The 17273-nt window shown below is 73.5% G+C and carries 14 protein-coding genes and 2 pseudogenes; 11 read left to right on the top strand and 5 right to left on the bottom strand.

Annotated features, from left to right (window positions below; all coding sequences use genetic code 11):
- Nucleotides 1–115, top strand: a pseudogene (locus FH609_RS30655) (IS481 family transposase); the annotation flags it as partial.
- Nucleotides 116–278: 163 nt separating this feature from the next.
- On the opposite strand, the gene FH609_RS30650 reads toward FH609_RS30655, so the two are convergent.
- The gene (locus tag FH609_RS30650) at nt 279–929 is read right to left on the bottom strand and encodes a TetR/AcrR family transcriptional regulator (protein WP_226962074.1); all 651 of its coding nucleotides are present in this window, start codon (nt 927–929) and stop codon (nt 279–281) included.
- 69 nt (nt 930–998) lie between these two features.
- Here FH609_RS30650 and FH609_RS30645 point away from each other — a divergent pair, with 69 nt between their 5' ends.
- Together FH609_RS30645 and FH609_RS30640 are read left to right on the top strand one after the other, a co-directional pair.
- Nucleotides 999–1472 (top strand): organic hydroperoxide resistance protein, encoded by a 474-nt coding sequence (locus FH609_RS30645; protein WP_139675720.1) that lies wholly within the window; start codon nt 999–1001, stop codon nt 1470–1472.
- Between the two features lie 52 nt (nt 1473–1524).
- A complete protein-coding gene (locus FH609_RS30640) occupies nt 1525–2109 on the top strand; it encodes a hypothetical protein (protein WP_226962073.1) in 585 nt (194 codons plus the stop codon).
- 95 nt (nt 2110–2204) lie between these two features.
- Here the strand turns inward: FH609_RS30640 and FH609_RS30635 are convergent, their stop codons facing one another.
- The 4 genes from FH609_RS30635 to FH609_RS30620 all read right to left on the bottom strand — a co-directional run bounded on the left by FH609_RS30635 (nt 2205) and on the right by FH609_RS30620 (nt 7300).
- Nucleotides 2205–3866: an extracellular solute-binding protein gene (locus tag FH609_RS30635; RefSeq protein ID WP_139675718.1), complete on the bottom strand. Its 1662-nt coding sequence runs from the start codon at nt 3864–3866 to the stop codon at nt 2205–2207.
- A gap of 36 nt (nt 3867–3902) precedes the next feature.
- Nucleotides 3903–4898: a carbohydrate ABC transporter permease gene (locus FH609_RS30630; RefSeq protein WP_226962072.1), complete on the bottom strand. Its 996-nt coding sequence runs from the start codon at nt 4896–4898 to the stop codon at nt 3903–3905.
- Nucleotides 4895–5863, bottom strand: coding sequence for an ABC transporter permease (locus FH609_RS30625; protein ID WP_405379191.1), 969 nt, complete (start codon nt 5861–5863; stop codon nt 4895–4897). The genes FH609_RS30630 and FH609_RS30625 overlap by 4 nt, the downstream gene beginning before the upstream one ends.
- Before the next feature lie 345 nt (nt 5864–6208).
- Entirely contained in the window at nt 6209–7300 is a 1092-nt protein-coding gene (locus FH609_RS30620) for a substrate-binding domain-containing protein (protein WP_139675716.1), read from the bottom strand.
- A gap of 158 nt (nt 7301–7458) precedes the next feature.
- Between FH609_RS30620 and FH609_RS30615 the strand changes: the two genes are divergently transcribed.
- The 8 genes and pseudogenes from FH609_RS30615 to FH609_RS30580 form a co-directional block, all read left to right on the top strand.
- Entirely contained in the window at nt 7459–8781 is a 1323-nt protein-coding gene (locus FH609_RS30615; protein ID WP_139675714.1) for an ABC transporter substrate-binding protein, read from the top strand.
- Complete coding sequence (locus tag FH609_RS30610) at nt 8778–9710, top strand: carbohydrate ABC transporter permease (RefSeq protein ID WP_139675713.1); 933 nt, start codon at nt 8778–8780, stop codon at nt 9708–9710. The genes FH609_RS30615 and FH609_RS30610 overlap by 4 nt, the downstream gene beginning before the upstream one ends.
- Nucleotides 9707–10561: a carbohydrate ABC transporter permease gene (locus FH609_RS30605; protein WP_226962071.1), complete on the top strand. Its 855-nt coding sequence runs from the start codon at nt 9707–9709 to the stop codon at nt 10559–10561. Before FH609_RS30610 ends, FH609_RS30605 begins: the two co-directional genes overlap by 4 nt.
- 38 nt (nt 10562–10599) lie before the next feature.
- A complete protein-coding gene (locus FH609_RS30600) occupies nt 10600–11583 on the top strand; it encodes a hydroxyacid dehydrogenase (RefSeq protein ID WP_139675726.1) in 984 nt (327 codons plus the stop codon).
- 35 nt (nt 11584–11618) lie between these two features.
- Nucleotides 11619–13565, top strand: coding sequence for a DUF2264 domain-containing protein (locus FH609_RS30595; RefSeq protein ID WP_226962069.1), 1947 nt, complete (start codon nt 11619–11621; stop codon nt 13563–13565).
- 505 nt (nt 13566–14070) lie between these two features.
- The gene (locus tag FH609_RS30590; RefSeq protein WP_139675711.1) at nt 14071–15318 is read left to right on the top strand and encodes an LLM class flavin-dependent oxidoreductase; all 1248 of its coding nucleotides are present in this window, start codon (nt 14071–14073) and stop codon (nt 15316–15318) included.
- Nucleotides 15319–15391: 73 nt separating this feature from the next.
- The gene (locus FH609_RS30585) at nt 15392–16792 is read left to right on the top strand and encodes an NtaA/DmoA family FMN-dependent monooxygenase (protein WP_139675709.1); all 1401 of its coding nucleotides are present in this window, start codon (nt 15392–15394) and stop codon (nt 16790–16792) included.
- Nucleotides 16793–16970: 178 nt separating this feature from the next.
- A pseudogene (locus FH609_RS30580) lies at nt 16971–17273 on the top strand (hypothetical protein); the annotation flags it as partial.

The following is a 17273-nucleotide window of genomic DNA, read 5'->3' as shown; positions in this document are numbered from 1 at the left end:
AACCGCCGCACTGACCGACTACCTCCACACCTACAACTACCATCGCTCCCACACCGCACTCGGAGGCCAACCACCCATCAGCCGCGTAAACAACCCTGCAGGCCAATACATCTAGGCCCGGCGTCGTAGCCCGCGCCAGAGCCCCAACCCCACACAATGGGCCTCGTCGACCAACAAACGATCAGTCGGGCTGCCCCGCACCGGCCACCGGCCCGCAGACAAACCCCGCACCCACCCACCACCCGCACCCGCACCCGCACCCGACCCCAGCCGGCCCGTCAGCCCTCGGCCGGGTCCGCCGCCGTCGTGAGGATCGCGGTGAACGCGGCGGCGAGGGCGTCCGCGATCGTCGCCGGGTCGCTGAGGTAGCCGTTCACCATCGCCCCGTCCCGGAGGATCATCAGCTGCCGCGCGGCGGAGTCGGCGTCCGCCGCCCCGGCCTCGGCGGCGATCCCGGCGAACGCGTCGAGCATCCACCGGCGGTGCGCGTCCACGGCGACCCGCACCGGGTCCTCCGGGTCGGCGAACTCGGCGGCCGCGTTGATGAACGCGCAGCCCCGGAAGCCCGGGCGGCAGCTCGCCTCGCCGATGCCGGCGGCCAGCGCGCGTAGCGAGCCGACCGGGTCGTCCTGCCGCCGCACTTCCTCGAACCAGCGACGCTCCGCGCCCGCCTGCTCCTCCAGGTAGGCGACGACGAGATCGCTCTTGGTGCGGAAGTGGCGGTAGAAGGTCACCTTCGTTATCCCGACCTGCGCGATGACGCGGTCGGCGCTGGTGGCGCGGATGCCCTGGCCGTAGAACAGCTCGGTCGCCCCGGCGAGGATGCGCGCCCGCGTGGTGGGTCCTGAGGTGGTGCGCGCCACGGGTTCGGCGGTCTCGGCGTTCATCATCCGCTCCGGTTCTGGTCGGTCGGCCGGTTGCACCGGCACTGCGGGACAGTCTAGGCTCGTCTATGTAGACGAACTAGTAACTCTACTTCGCCGAGCCGGAGGGGCCCCATGTCCGCACCGCTGTCCGAGTCCGTGTCCGAGTCCGAGTCCGAGTCCGCACCGCTGTACACCGCCGTCGCCACCGCGACCGGCGACGGCCGGGCCGGAGGCCGCGCCGTTACCGACGACGGCCGGCTCGACGTCACCCTCGCCGTCCCCGCCGCGATGGGCGGGCCGGGTGGGGCCACCAACCCGGAGCAACTGTTCGCCACCGGATGGTCCTCGTGCTTCCACTCCGCGCTCAAGCTCGTCGCCTCGCGACGCGGAGTGACGCTGGTCGACTCCGCCGTCGTCGCCGAGGTCTCGCTCGTCCCGACGGAGACCGGCGGCTGGGCGCTGAGCGCCGCGCTGCGGGTGCGCTTCGGCGGCGGCGTCTCGCTCGACGTCGCCGAGGCCCTGACCGCCGCCGCCCACGAGGTGTGCCCCTACTCGGCCGCCACCCGGGGCAACGTTCCCGTCACCCTCAGCACCACCGTCGCCTGACCGTCCCCGCTCCGCCACGCACCAGGAGCAGAACCCAGGAAAGAGAGACGCCATGACCACGTCGGAAACGACCCCGACCATCTCCCCGTCGAGTTCCTCCTCGGCCTTCGGCGAGGCGCTGCGCCGCCTCTACTTCGTCCGCTTCGCCTTCGCCATCGTCTGGGCGGCGCTGCTGGTCCCGAACTCGGACACGGACGGGCCGCTCCTGACAACCCTGCTGGTCGTCTACCCGCTCTTCGACGCCGCCGCCGTCCTCTGGCAGCTCCACGCCAGGCCCGAGGCGCGGCGGCCCGAGGTCACGGAGTGGATCAACGTCGCGGTCAGCGCGCTCGTCGCCGTCGCGCTGGGGGTTGCCTCGACGATGTCGATCGCCGCCGCGCTCGGCGTCTGGGGCGCCTGGGCGATCGGCTCCGGCATCCCGCAGCTCGTCACCGCCGTCCGCAACCGGCGATCCGGCGGCCAGGTGCCGCAGATGCTCAGCGGCGGGATCTCGGTCCTGGCCGGCTCCGCGTTCCTGGCGCAGGGGCTGGACGGCGCCGACGACATCGCCGGCGTCGCGGGCTACGCGGTCCTCGGCGGCGTCTTCTTCCTGGTCTCCGCCATCCACCTGAGCATCGTCCGGCCCCGGAAGCGGTAACGGGTACCCCCTCGGACGCCCCGGCCCGCCGGCCGACGCGACAGCGTCGACGGCGGGCCGCCGCCGTCCCGTCGGCCCCCTACGCCCCGCCCGGGTCAACGGCCGTGGACGGCCTCGTACTCGGCCTGGAGTTCGGCGTCGACCCGGTCGCCCCCGTCGGTGCGCCAGGTGCGGATCGCCTCGTCCCAGCGGCGCATCGAGTCGCGGCCCTGGACGATGGCCATGATCGCGTCGAAGAACAGATTGACGTGCTTCTGCTGCGTCAGCCGGGACTCGCGGACCACCAGCCCCGAGGTCAACGGCGGGATGCCGTACTCCATCTCGGCCACCTGGTGGGCGTGCGCGCGGCGGGCGGCGTCCGGGTTTCCGGGGAAGTAGTGCACCGGGGGAGGGGCGGTCAGGTACTTGACCGGCACCACGCTCGGGTTCTCGGTCGAGGCCAGCTCGGTGGGCACGATCTCGCCGTCCTCCAGGGTGAAGTGGACGCCCTCCAGGCCGTAGTTGACCAGCTGGTGCTCCCGGGTGCCGAACGGTGAGGCCAGGTAGTTCAGCAGCCGCAGCAGCATCCGGATGCGGGCGGGCGGCGCGGGCTTCAGGATCGCCGCGCCGTAGGTGCCGCCGCCGAAGTGCGTCGCGGGCCGAGGCGCCAGGCCGGTCGGGGGCCGCAGGAGGTCCACGGTGAACGCGTCGCCGACGGTCGGCACCTCCGTCTGGTAGCCGGAGAGGTTGTCGAGGTGGCTGCGGACGGTGCCGTTGAAGAAGAGCGACTTCAATGTGGTGGTGGGCAGCGTCGCCGTGCCCGGGTAGTAGACCTTCTCCGCCAGGTGCAGCCGCGCGGTGAACTCGACGGCGGCCCGGTACTCCTCGGTGAGTTCGGCGCGCACGAAGGCGCCCGAGTCGTCGATGCCGTAGAGGTTGGGCGCGCCGAACCAGCCGGCGAAGGTGGGCGCGCCGAACGCCCAGCCGCCCTCGGGGACGCCGAAGCCGTAGTGGTTGCCGCCGGTCGCCGCGCGCAGCGCCGCCACGAACGCGTCGGCGTCCCAGGCGTTGTAGGCGTCGCCGGCCGCCTCGGTCAGCGCCTCGCGGTTGGCGATGATCGTCGAGCCGGTGCGGGGCCTGACGATGGGCACGCCGTGGATGCGGCCGGCCATCAGCCCCATGTCCTGCCAGGCGTAGGTGGGCAGGTTGGCCAGGCTCGGGTAGTCGGCGACGGCGTCGCCGGCGAGGTGCTCGCTGAGGTCGGCCGCCTCGTTGACCACGTAGTCGGCGATGCGCGGCATCCAGTTGCGGATCATCAGCAGGTCGGGCATGTCGCCGCTGGCCATCAGGGTGGCGATCTTGTGGCCGAGGTTGGCGCTGGGCACGATCTGGAGGTCGAGGTCGACGCCCAGGGCCTCGTTGAGCGCGGCCCAGTAGCGGTTGCGGTCCGGGCCGCGCGGAGGGGACTCGTAGCTCTCCACCAGCGCGGTGATCCTCTCGCCGTTGCCCGGGCGTTCGGCGGTGGCGCTGGTGAGCCGGTCCGGGTAGCGCAGGAAGCCGGCGTCGACGCCGCGCGGGTCGGGCGGCAGGTCGGGCTCGGGGCCGGCCAGCGGGATGTGGGTGGGCCAGGGCACCGGGTCGGTGCCGACGTTGGCGGCGCTGCGCGCGGTGGAGGTGCCGCAGCCGACGAGGGCCGGGGCGCCGGCGACGGCGGCGGTGACGGCGGCCGAGCCGCGCAGGAAGCCGCGGCGGGTGGGGCGGGTGGGTCCGGTGGTCATGGGGGGTGGGGCTCCTCTCCGGGGGACGCGGCTCGGTCAGCTCTTGATGGCGCCGGTCAGCACGCCCTTGGTGAAGTACCGCTGCACGAAGGGGTAGATGACGAGGATCGGCAGGATCGCGATGACCACGGTGGCCATCTGGTAGCTCTGCGGCGCGGCCAGCGTGCCGGTGTCGGCGAGCGCGTCGCTGCTGTTGCCGCTGAGCGCGGCGCCCTGGGTGACCACGGTCTGGAGGACGGCCTGGAGCGGCCAGTCGCCGGAGTCGTTGAGGTAGAGGATCGCGTGGAAGAAGCTGTTCCAGTAGCCGACGGCGTAGAAGAGGCCGATCACCGCGATCACCGGCTTGGACAGCGGCAGCACGATGCGGGTGAGCACGGTGAGTTCGCCGGCCCCGTCGATCCTGGCCGCGTCGTACAGCTCCTTCGGCAGGCCCTGGAAGAAGCCGCGCATGATGACCAGGTTGAAGACGTTGATGGCCACCGGCAGCGTCAACGCCCAGTAGGTGTCGAGGAGTCCGAGGTTCTTCACCACCAGGTAGCTGGGCAACATGCTGGGCGGGAAGAGGAACGTGAAGAGCACCATCAGCAGCAGCGGCCGGCGCAGCGAGAAGTGGTCGCGGCTGAGCGCGTAGGCCAGGGTGATGGTCCCGAACAGGCTGATCAGGGTGCCGCCGACGGTGACGCCGACGCTCACCAGCAGCGAGTGGGTGATGGTGCCGCCGGAGAGGATGTCCCGGTAGGTGGCGAGCGTCGGCTCGGTGGGCCACAGCACCCAGCCGCCGTTCTCCACGACATCGTCGGGGGAGGCCAGCGAGGTGGCGACGACCACCAGCAGCGGCACGGCGACCAGGGCGCAGACGCCGACGAGGGCGACGAACTTGCCGACGCGGGTGGCGAGTCGGGGCCGTTCCTGCCAGGCGGGGCGCTCCTCGGCCGGGCCGAGGACGCGGTGGACGAAGCCGGTGCCGCCGGTGCCGCCGGTGCCGCCGGCGCGGCCGGTGCGTTCGGTGCGGTTCGCGATGGTGACGCTCACTTGTAGACCCCCTGCTCCCCGAGGCGATGGGCGATGCGGTTGGCGGTGAAGACGAGGACGGCCCCGACCACGCCCTTGAAGAGGCCGGCGGCGGCCGAGTAGCCCCAGTCGGCGCCGAGCACGCCGTGGAAGTAGACGAACGTGTCGAGGACCTCGCCGGCCTCGGGGCCGACGGCGTCGCGCTGGAGCAGGATCTGTTCGAAGCCGACGGTGAGGATGTCGCCCAGCCGCATGATCAGCAGCAGGATCAGGATGGGCCGCAGCGCGGGCAGCGTGACATGCCAGAAGCGGCCCCAGGGCCCGGCTCCGTCGAGGGCGGCGGACTCGTAGAGGTCGTGGTTCACCTGGCTGAGCGCGGCCAGGAAGATGATGGTGCCCCAGCCGCAGTCCTTCCAGATGATCTGGGCGACCATCAGCGGCTTGAACGCGTCGGGGTCGCTGAGCACGTCGGTCACGAAGGCCACGTCCCCGCCGAACATGCCGGTGGGGCCCAGCATCTGCTGGAAGAGCGCCACGACGATCACCCAGGACAGGAAGTGCGGCAGGTAGACCACGGACTGCACGAGGGCGCGGACCCGGCCCCTGGCCAGCGAGTGCAGCAGCAGCGCCAGGGCGAGCGGGAGCGGGAAGAAGAAGAGGAGTTGGAGGGCGGCGATGGCGACGGTGTTCCAGGACGCCTGCCAGAAGGCGGGGTCGTTGAACATCCGCTCGAAGTTGTCCAGTCCGACCCAGGGGCTCTCCCAGACGCCCTGGAACGGGACGAAGTCCTTGAACGCGATGACGTTGCCGAACAGCGCGGCATAGTGGAAGACCAGGAAGTAGACGATGCCGGGCGTGGCGAGCAGCAGCAGGGTGCGCTGTCCGCGCAGGCGGGCCGCGAGGGAGCGGCGGGGGCGGGGGGTGGTCGCGGGTCGGCCGCCGGGCGGCGCCGGCTGGGACGCGGCGCGGGGCAGGGTCGAGGTCACGGCGGTCACCCGCCGGTGGGGACGAGGGCGGCGGCCGCGACGGACGGCGGGAACGACGACGGTTGCGCGTTTCTGGGCATAACGGACTCCGCATTCCTGGACGGCCCGGCGTGGGTGCGGGAACGGCGTTGGCGGGCCCGGGAGTTGTCACCGGGGCCTTGGGGGATGGGGGAACAGGTGGCGTCACGTTCCAGTCCCGGCGGTCGACGGTCAATCGCCCCCGCAGCAAGTGATCAGAGTCGAAAGCACTCGTTCAGGTTGGAACGCCACCGGGCGGGTTGAGCGTCACGCCCGGTGCGGAGTCATCAACTCCCGGTGAAGGAAAGGGGGGTGGCGCGGGGGCGTTCAGGCGGTTGGGCCGCCGCAGGACTCGCGGACCTCCAGGGTCGGCCAGAGCTGGACCCGGTGCACGGGCCGGGGGTCGGGCTCGGCGACCCGGGCCAGGGCGAGTTCGGCGGCGATCTGCCCCAGGCGGTGCTTCTGCGGCCGGATGGCGGTCAACGGCGGGTCCGAGGTCGCGGCGACCTCGTCGTCGTAGGAGACGACGGCCAGCTCGCCCGGGACCGAGATCCCCAGGTCGTGGGCGCGTTCCACCATGCCGATCGCCTCCCGGTCGGAGTGCACCAGCAGCGCGCTCAGGCCCAACTCCCGGCAGCGGCGCAGCACCTCGTCATAGACCGCCGTCCAGCCGGCGGTGCCGTAGACCGGCACGTCGAAGCGCCACTCCTCGGTGTAGGGCAGCCCCAGCTCGCCCATCGTCTCGCCCCAACCGGCGCGCAGCGCCCGGCTGGTGGGGCTCTGCCGGGAGAGGACCAGCGCGATGCCGCGATGGCCGAGGGTCACCAGGTGGCGCACGCCGAGCCCCGCGCCCAGGGCGTGCGCCGTGGTGGCCGCGTCCAACTGGAGGGTGGGCAGCTCGGGCGGCGGCTGGCGCTCCACCAGGACCACCGGCACCGGCAGCGTGGCCAGCCAGCGCAGCAGGTCCAGGCCGTGCGAGCCGCTGACGACGGGCGCCACCAGCAGGGTGCGGGCGCCGCGCTCCAGCAGCGCGGTGATCTGCCGCCGGTCCTCGCCCGGTTCGTAGGAGGAGACCCGCATCACCAGCCGGCCCTCGGCGGCGTTCACCGCCGTCTGCGCCCCCTGGATGATCTGCGGCCAGTAGTACTCGACGGAGGGCACCACCATGCCGAGGAGGAGTCCGGGCACCGTCGGGCCGAAGGTGGAGCGGCGGTGCTCGGGCTCCCGGCCGCCCCGGTGCGGCAGGGTGACCCCGCCGTGGACCCGGCGCAACAGCCCACGGTCCGCGAGCGCCGTCACGTCCCTGCGCACGGTGACCGCCGAGACGTCCAGTTTCTCGACGAGATCGCTGAGTCGTATCGCGCCCTGCTGGCGCACCAGGGTCAGGATGCGCTCCTGACGTTGCGAGGGAAGGAACATCGCCCACACCAGCCTTCGGCAGTGACTTTCGGCAGCGGCTTTCGGCAGCAGCTTTCGGAAGTGATCGAGTCTGATCGTGTTGGTCTCTGGTGATTGACGCTGCACTATCGCACACGTTGAAGTGGGCCGGCATCACGCGAGGAAGGACGGAGAACACGATGGCCCACCCTCTCGGCTGGTCACGGCGCACCCTGCTGCGTGCCTCAGCCGGCGCGGCCGCGCTCACGGCCGGCGGTGTCGGACTCACCGGCTGTTCGTCGACGACCGCCTCGGGAGCGACCCGTGTCACCCTGTGGTCCTGGATGACCGGAATGGACAGCTATGTGGCCGCCTTCAATGCCGCGCAGCGCGAGGTCCACGTCGAGCTGAGCGTGATCGCGGCCGGGCTCTCCGGCGGCTACGCCCAGCAGACCAACGCCATCAAGGCGCACAACGCCCCCGACATCCTGCACGTCGAGTACCAGGGCCTGATCCAGCTCCTCGCCACCGGCGGGCTGCGGGACATCACCGAGGAGACCGCCGACCTCGCCGACGGCTACTCGCCCGCCGCCTGGCGCGCGGTGCGCCCCGACGGGCGGACCTGGGCGGTGCCGATGGACATGGCCCCCATGGCGTTCTACTACCGGGCCGACCTCTTCGAGGAGCACGGCATCGAGGTCCCGCGCAGCTGGGAGGAGTTCGCCGCCGTCGCCCAACAGGTCAGGGACGCCGACCCGGCGGCCCGGCTGACGACCTTCCCGCTCAACGACGGCTCGTTCTTCGCCGGCATGTCCTGGGGCGCCGGCGATCCCTGGTGGCGGATCGAGGGCGACACCTGGGTCGTCGACGTCGCCGGCGAGGGAACGCTGCGCACCGGCGGCTTCTGGCAGGACCTCCTCGACGCCGACCTGGTCGCCGGCGGCGCCACCGGCACCCAGGACTGGATCGCCGCCCTGCACACCGGCCGGCTGTGGGGCTACCTCGGCGCGGCCTGGGGCGTGGGCACCCTGAAGAAGTCCATCCCCGACGACACCGGGCGCTGGGCCGTCGCCCTCATGCCCACCTGGGACCCGGCGCGGCCGGCCAACGGGATGCAGGGCGGCACCGCGTTCTCCGTCTCCGCCGAGTCCGGGGTGCCCGAGGCCGCGCTCACCTTCCTGCGCTGGCTGTCCACCGACCCCGAAGTCCCGCGCATCGGCGCCACGTTCACCTCGCCGTTCCCCGCCTACCTGCCCAACCGGGACGTGGCCCGCGAGGTGGTCGCCGACGACTACTTCATCGGCGACCCCGTCTACGAGGTGCTCGACGAGGCCGACGCCCGCGTGCCCGAGTGGACCTGGGGACCCAACGCGCTCGGGCTGTTCTCCTCCGTCGCCGACGCCCTGGGCCGCGTCTCCTCCGGCGCCACCACCATCCCCGACGCCCTGCGCGGCGTCCACCGCACCGCCGTCGCCACCATGCGCGACCGCGGCCTGTCCGTGCGCGAGGGGAGCCCCGCATGACCGTCGTCACCCCCGAACGCCCCGAACACCCCGAACACCCCGAACGCGCCGCGTCCGGCCGGCGCACCCGCCGCTCCCGGCTCGCGCCCTGGCTGCTGGCCGGCCCGTTCGCGCTGCTGCTGCTCGGCACCGTGCTGGTGCCCATCGGCTACGCGCTCTACCTCAGCCTGTTCACCGAACGCCTCTCCGGGCTCGGCTTCGACGGCCCGCACGACGTCTTCGTCTGGCTGGGCAACTACGCCGACGTCCTCGGCGACGCCGCCTTCCGCGACAGCGTCGGCAACGTCGCCCGCTACGCCCTGCTGCACATCCCGCTGATGCTGGGCGGCGCTCTGCTGCTGGCGCTGCTGCTGGACTCCGCCACCGTCCGGCTGCGCCAACTCTGGTCCCTGTCCGTCTTCCTGCCCTACGCGGTGCCCGGCGTGATCGCCGGCCTGATCTGGGCCTACCTCTTCAGCCCCGGCGTCGGCCCGCTCAACGACGCGCTGCCCTGGGACCCGTTGGGCAGCGACGGCGTGCTGCCGTCCATCGTCACCATGGCGACCTGGCAGTGGCTCGGCTACAACATGATCATTTTCTATACCGCGTTGCGCACCGTGCCCCGGGACGTCCTGGAGGCCGCCACCGTGGACGGCGCCGGGCCGCTGCGCACCGCGCTGGCCGTCAAGGTGCCCATGATCCGGCCCACCGTGTTCGTCGCGCTGGTCTTCACCGTCATCGGCTCCCTCCAGCTCTTCACCGAACCCCTGGTGCTGCGCTCCTTCACCCCCTCGGTGACCAGCACCTGGACGCCCAGTCTCTATGTCTACGAGGCCGCGTTCGTCAGCAACGACTACGGCCGGGCCGCCGCCGCCTCGCTGCTGCTGGCGCTGGCCTGCGCCCTGCTCTCCGCGCTGGTGATGCGCCTGTCCACCCGGAGGTCCCGTTGAACTCCCCCCGTGGCACGTCCCGTTGGACCTCGCGCGGCGCGGTGCACGCCCTGCTGCTGATCGCCGCGCTCTACGGCGTGCTGCCGCTGGTCTGGCTGCTGACCTCCGCCACCAAGAACGTCGGGGACTTCTCCACCACCGGCGCCTTCGAACTCGCCGACTGGAACCTCCTCGGCAACCTGCGCGACCTGTTCGCCGAGGAGGACGGCGTCTTCCTCCACTGGGTGCGCAACTCCCTGCTCTACGCCGGGCTCGGCGCCGTCCTCGGCGCGCTGATCTGCTCCGCCTGCGGCTACGCCATCGCCAAGCTCGACTTCCCCGGCCGGCGCGCCCTGTTCGCCGTCACCCTCGCCGGCGTCCTGGTGCCCACCACCGCGCTGGCCCTGCCGCTGTACCTCCTCGCCTCGGAACTGCGCGTGGTGGACACCTTCTGGGCCGTCTTCATCCCGCTGCTCACCAACCCGTTCGGCGTCTACCTCGCCCGCGCCTACGCCGAGGCCGCCGTGCCCGACGAGGTGCTGGAGGCGTCCCGCATGGACGGCGCCGGCGAACTGCGGACGTTCCTCACCATCGCGCTGCCGATGATGCGGCCCGGCGTGGTCACGGTGCTGCTCTTCCAGTTCGTCGGCATCTGGAACAACTTCTTCCTGCCGCTGGTGATGCTCACCGACCCCAAGCTCTTCCCCATGACCCTCGGCCTCTTCCAGTGGAGTTCCCGCGTGTCCCAGTTCCCCCAGTACAACCCCCTGGTCATCACCGGCTCGCTGCTCGCCGTCGTGCCGCTGGTGATCGCCTTCGTCGTGCTGCAACGGCAGTGGCGCTCGGGCCTGGCCACCGGGAGCGTCAAGTGAGCCGATCGCGGGGGAGGGCTCCGCAGACGCTGCTGGTGATGGCGCCCGACGTCTTCGCCACCCAGTTCGGGCCGGCCGAGCTGGCCCGCCTGCGCCAACTCGCCACGCTCGGCGAGCCGTTGGTCACCCACGAGCTGACCTCGCCGGCCGCCCTGGCCCGGCTCGCCGAGACGGAGGTGCTCCTCACCTCCTGGGGCTGCCCACGGCTGGACGAGAACGTGCTGGCCGCCGCCCCCCGGCTGCGCGCCGTGCTGCACGCCGCCGGCTCCGTCCGCCCCCACGTCCCGCCGGCCGTCTTCGACCGCTCGGTGCTGGTCACCACCGCCGCCGAGGCCAACGCCGAACCCGTCGCCCACTACACGCTGGCCGCCGTGCTGTGGGCGTTCAAGAAGGTGCCCTTCCTCGCCCACGACGCCCGCACCCACCGCGCCGACTGGTCCTACCGGCAGCGCAGGGGCGAGCTGTCCGGCGTCGACCGCACCGTCGTCCTCGTCGGCCACTCCCGCGTCGGGGCCCGCGTCTGCGCCCTGCTGACCGGCCTCGGCCTGGCGCGGGTGCTGGTCGTCGACCCCGTCGTCGACCCGGCGACCATCCGCGCCGCCGGCGCCCAACCGGCCACCCTGGCCGAGGCGTTGCCCCAGGCCGACGTGCTCAGCCTGCACGCCCCCGCGCTGCCCTCGACCCGCCACCTGATCGGCGCCGCCGAACTGGCCGCGCTGCCCCGGCACGCCACCCTCGTCAACACCGCGCGCGGCAGCCTCGTGGACACCACGGCCCTCGCCGCCGCCTGCGCCGACGGCCGGCTGCACGCCATCCTCGACGTCACCGAACCCGAGCCGCTGCCCGCCGACTCGCCCCTCTACGAACTGCCCAACGTGCTGATCACGCCCCACATCGCGGGCTCGCTCGACTCCGAGACCCGCCGGATGGCCGGCGCCGCCCTCGACGAACTGGAACGCTACGCCGCCGGCCGCCCGCCCCTGGACCCCGTCAGCCGCGACGACCTGGCGGTGAGCGCGTGAACTCCCTCCCGAACGCCGGGCGTTCGCGTCGGCCCGTGCCCGAGGACCGCACGCTCTCCCCGCACACCGGCTGGACCAGAGCGCACTGGGTGGACCTCGCCGACCGGATGCTGGCCGCCGTCGACCGCCACCGCTCCCCGCTCGGCGCCCGGATCGACCTGCCGGGCCCACCCAGCCGCCACGGCCGGGACTCCGACGGCCTGGAGGGCTACGCCCGCACCCTGCTGCTGGCCGGCTTCCGGCTCGTCGGCGAACGCGGCGCCGACCCCACCGGGCTCGTCGAACGCTACGCCGCAGGACTGGCCGCCGGCACCGACCCGGCCTCGCCCGAGGCGTGGCCGCGCCCCAACGAGCTGGGCCAGGCCAAGGTGGAGGCCGCCTCCGTCGCGCTGATCCTCCAGCTCACCCGCCCCTGGCTCTGGGACCTGCTGGACGACCGGGTCCGGCAGCGCACCGTCGACTGGCTGGCCACCGTCGTCGGCCAGCCCTACCCGCCGATCAACTGGGTCTGGTTCCGCGTCGTCGTCGAGTCCTTCCTCCGCGAGGTCGGCGGCCCCTGGTCGCCGCACGACATCGCCGAGGACCTCGCCGTGCACGCCCGACTCCGCCGCCCCGGCGGCTGGTTGACCGACGGCGCCGAGCAGCGCGCCTACGACCACTACACCGGCTGGGCCCTGCACCTCTACCCGCTGCTGTGGGCCCGCTCGTTCGACGTCACCGGCAGCCTCGTCGAGCCCGGCACCGTGGCCACCTGGGAGGCCGACCTCGCCCGCTACCTGGACGACGCCGTCCACCTGGTGGGCGCCGACGGCTCGCCGCTGCTCCAGGGGCGCAGCCTGATCTACCGGTTCGCCGCAGCGGCCCCGCTGTGGACCGCCGCCTACGCCGGCGTCGGCGACCTGCCGCCCGGCCTGCTGCGCCGCGCCGCCAGCGGCATCCTGCGCCACTTCCACGACCGGGGCGCGCCCGACGCCGACGGGCTGCTCGGCCTCGGCTGGCACCACCCCTGGCCGGCGATGAAGCAGGACTACTCGGGCCCCGGCTCGCCCTACTGGGCCGCCAAGGGAATGCTGGGCCTCGCGCTGCCGGCCGAGCATCCGGTCTGGACCGCCGTCGAGCGGGAACTCCCGGTGGAACGCGGGGACTTCGCCCGGAGCGTCGAGGCCCCCGGCTGGCTGGCGGTCGGCCGGCGCGGCACCGGCGTGGTCACCGTGCTCAACCACGGCACCGACCACGCCGCCCCCGGCGACACCGTCGCCGACGCGCCCCTCTACGCCCGCCTCGGCTACTCGACGGCCACCGTTCCCCCGCTGGTCGGGAAGACCGTGGACGATCCGGTGGACAACGCCGTGGTGCTGCTCGACGCCGCCGGGCGCGCCACCCATCGCACCGGGTTCACCGTCCGGGGGAGCGGCACCGGTCCCGGCGGGGTGACGTTCGCCGTCTCCGGCGGCCCCGTGCACTGGGTGACCCCGGCCCCCGAGGCGGGGCCCGACCACGGCTCGGGCCGCGCCGGCGAGGCCACCGTCGCCGGCCGCCTCACCGTGGCCTCCGTGCTGCGCGACGGGTGTGAACTCCGGCTGCTGCGCTTGGAGTTCGTGGACCCCGCCGTCGTCGCGCTGCGGCTCGGCGGCTGGCCCCTGGCGGCCGCCGAGCCGCCCGCAGCCGGGCCGGGCGCCACGGCCCGGACGGCGCGGCTGCGGTCGGCCGTCGAGCCGCTGCGCGGCCTCGCCGAGGCCGGCGTGCTGCGCGAGCGGGACACCGGCCCGCTCGGCCGGCACACCGCCGTGCCGTGGGCCGCCACGGCGGGCCCGCCGGCCGCCACGGCGGGCCCGCCGGCCGCCGGCGCGGTGCTGGCGGCCCTGGTCACCCTCGAACGGGCGGACGCCGAGGGGGCGTTGCCCCGCCCGAGGCTGGACGTCGCCGCCGACCACGTCACCGTTCACTGGCCGTCCGGGCCGCCCACCGAGATCCCGCTCTGAGCGCACCGCGCGGGCGGGCGGCCGCCGCGCGTCCGCGCCGCCGCGCGTCCGCGCCGCCGCGCGTCCGCGCCCCCGCCCGTCCGCGCCGCCGCGCGAGGGCGCATGGACAGGGCGCGCGTTGGGGAGTTAGCGTGCTGGGGCGGCCGTCGAGGCCGGTCGTCGAGCGCGGGTCCCGGTTCCGGGGCGCGCGCGTTCCGCCGAAGGGGGGCACCGTGAGAGCGCACGAAGCGCCCGCCGTGTCCCGCTCGTTGACCCGGCGGCTGCCCATCGACCTGGTCCGCTCCGCCAGTTCGCTCTGTCGCTGACGCCACGGACCTCCCCGCGCCCTGCCGCCCGGTCGGCTCCGTCGACCCGGTGAGCCGTTCCGCGAGCCGTTCCGCGCCGCCCGCCCGCCGCGTCGTTCACGCGCCGCGCCGTGCCGTCGACCGGCGCGCCCTGAGGTCCGCCGCTCCGCACGCTCCCTCGACCGGCATGTCCCCCTCGACCGGCAAGTGAGGCCACTCCCATGCCCCGTTCCTCCGTGTCGTTCCCCGGCTCCTCCTATCCCCTCCATCTCGCCGTCGCCCTGGACGGCGCCGGCTGGCACCCGGCGGCCTGGCGGGAACAACGGGCCCGCCCCGACGCCCTGTTGACCGCCCGCTACTGGGCCGACCTGGTGGCCACGGCCGAGTCCGGGCTGCTGGACTTCGTCACCATCGAGGACGCGCTGTCGCTCCAGTCCACCCTCCCCGACGGCCCCGACGGCCGGACCGACCGGGTGCGCGGCCGGCTGGACGCGGTGCTGATCGCCTCCCGGATCGCCCCGTTGACCCGCCACATCGGTCTGGTCCCGACCGCGACCACCACCCACACCGAGCCCTTCCACATTTCCAAGGCGATCGCCACCCTGGACCACGTCAGCGAGGGCCGCGCCGGCTGGCGGGTGCAGGTCTCGCGCCCGGCGGAGAACCGGCACTTCGGCCGCCGGGAGGTCGGCCCCGTCAGCCTCACCGCCCCCGAAGGGCCCGGGGTCAGGGCCTATGTCGAGGAACACTTCGCCGAGGCCGAGGACTTCGTCGAGGTCGCCCGCCGGCTGTGGGACAGCTGGGAGGACGACGCCGAGATCAGGGACGCCGCCACCGGCCGCTTCGTCGACCGAACCCGGCTGCACACCGTCGACTTCGAGGGCCGCTGGTTCCGGGTGCGCGGCCCCGGCATCGTGCCGCGCCCGCCGCAGGGCCAGCCGCTGGTGACGTTGCTGGCCCACGGCGGCCCGCCCTACCGGCTCGGCGCCCGCACGGCCGACGTCATCTTCACCACCCCGCACGGCGTGGACGACGTCCGCGCCTCCGTCGCCGAGATCCGCGCCGCGCAGGAGGTGGCCGGGCGGGCGGACGCCACGCTGCACGTGTTCGCCGACATCGTGGTCCTCCTCGGCGAGACCCAGGCCGCCGCCGACGAGCGGGCGGCGCGCCTGGCGGAGCGGGCGGGGGAACCGTTCACCAGCGACGCGCCGATCTTCGTCGGCACCGCGTCGGCGCTGGCCGACACCCTGCTGGAGTGGCAGCGCGCCGGGCTGACCGGCTACCGCCTGCGCCCGGCGGTGCTCCCCGACGACCTCGACGCGGTGGTCGGCGCGCTGGTGCCCGAGCTGCGGCGGCGCGGCGTGTTCCGGGGCTCCTACGCGCCGGAGAGCCTGCGGGCCCGCCTCGGCCTGCCCCGCCCGGCCAACCGCTACGCCACGGCCAACCGCCCCGCCACGGCCGCCCGTTGACCGCCGACGTGACCCCGCCGACCTCGTTGACCGCCAGCCGTAACCCGTTGACCTCAGGACTGGACGAGAGACCATGACCGAGCCGACACAGCCCCGCAAGCGGATCATCCTGGGCGCCTTCCTCAGCGGCGTCAACCACCACACCCTCTGGTCGGCCCCGCAGGCCGGCAGCCAGATCGCGTTCTCCTCGTTCCGGCACCTGGCCCGGACGGCCGAGCGCGGCCGGTTCGACTTCTTCTTCCTCGCCGAGGGGCTCGCGCTGCGCGAGCGGCTGGGGCGGGTCTTCGACCAGGACGTGGTCGGCCGCCCCGACACCCTCCCGGTGCTGGCCGCGCTGGCCGCCGTCACCGAACACCTGGGCCTGGTGGGCACCCTCAACACCACCTTCAACGAACCCTACGAGCTGGCCCGCCAGTTGAGCAGCCTGGACCATCTCTCGGGCGGGCGCGCCGGGTGGAACGTGGTCACCTCCTTCGACGCGTTCACCGGGCAGAACTTCCGGCGCGGCGGCTATCTGCACCGGGACGACCGCTATGTCAGGGCCGACGAGTTCCTGGCGGCGACCCACCGGCTGTGGGACACCTGGGCCAAGGACGCGATCGTCGCCGACCAGGAGACCGGCCGGTTCCTCAACCGGCCCGAGGGCGACGGGGGCGGCGACGGCGGGGTCGGCGCGTTCGCCTTCGCCGGCGAACAGTTCGACATCTCCGGCCACTTCACCACCCCGCGCTCGCCGCAGGGCCGGCCGGTGATCCTCCAGGCGGGCGTCTCGCCCGGCGGCCGGGACTTCGCGGTCCGGCGCTCCGACGCCATCTTCTCGCCCTACCACCAGCTCGACGAGGCCAGGGAGTTCTACCGGGACATCCAGCGCCGCGCCGCCCGGGCCGGCCGGCCGCCCGGCGCGGTCAAGGTTCTGCCCTCCGCGTCCTTCGTCCTCGGCGACAGCGAGGCGGACGCCGTCGAACGGCACCGGCACATCGCCCGCCAGCAGGTCACGGGCCGGACCGCGCAGATCCTGCTGGAGGCCGTCTGGAACCGCGACCTCTCCGGCTACGACCCCGACGGGCCGCTGCCCGACATCGACCCCGACCCCGAGGGGCCGCCCGTGATCCAGGGCCGCGCCCGCGTCCACCAGGACGCCCACCGGACCGTCGCCGAGTGGCGCCAACTGGCGGAGGCGAACGGCTACTCGCTGCGCGACCTGGCGATCCATGTCTTCGGCCGCACCGAGTTCGTCGGCACGCCCCAGCAGGTGGCCGACCAGCTCGACGCGTTCGTCCAGAACGACGGCTCCGACGGCTTCATCCTCGGCTCCCATCTGACGCCCACCGGCCTGGACGAGTTCGTGGACCGGGTCGTCCCCCTTCTCCAGGAGCGCGGCGCCCTGCGCACGGAGTACACGGGCGCCACCCTCCGCGAGAACCTCGGCCTCCCTGACCCGACCCCGACCCCGGCCCAACACCCCACCCCCTGAGCGTAGTTGATTGGTTCTGATCGATTCGGTGTGAGGCGGTTGACCTTCGGTGGCCGCCGTTCGACGGTGAACGGGACGCCACCGCCCGGCCGAAGCCCGGCCGGGCGGTGGTAGGCCCCCCACGCACCGCCCGTCCGCGGACGACGGAAGCGGTGCGCCTCACCTCAGGAGTCGCCTCATGCACCTTCGACACCCTCAGCGCCCGCAGGGCACCGCTCGCGGCACCGGATCACGGCGCCGCTGGCGCCTCGCCGCGCTCCTCGGACTGGCCCTGCTCATCCCGTTCCTCACCGGCCACTCGGCCCAGGCGGAGCCCGTGACCGTCCCCAACGGAACCCAGTTCACCGACACCGCCGGCAACCCGCTGCACGCGCACGGCGGCGGCATCCTCGAAGTCGACGGCTACTACTACTGGTTCGGCGAGAACCGGCACGACGACAACAACGGCTTCCGCTATGTCTCCGCCTACCGTTCCACCGAC

Origin of the sequence: Streptomyces sp. 3MP-14, assembly GCF_006334905.2 — a bacterium.
Classification (GTDB): domain Bacteria; phylum Actinomycetota; class Actinomycetes; order Streptomycetales; family Streptomycetaceae; genus Streptomyces; species Streptomyces triticirhizae.
This window is presented reverse-complemented; position numbering and strand designations above follow the sequence as displayed.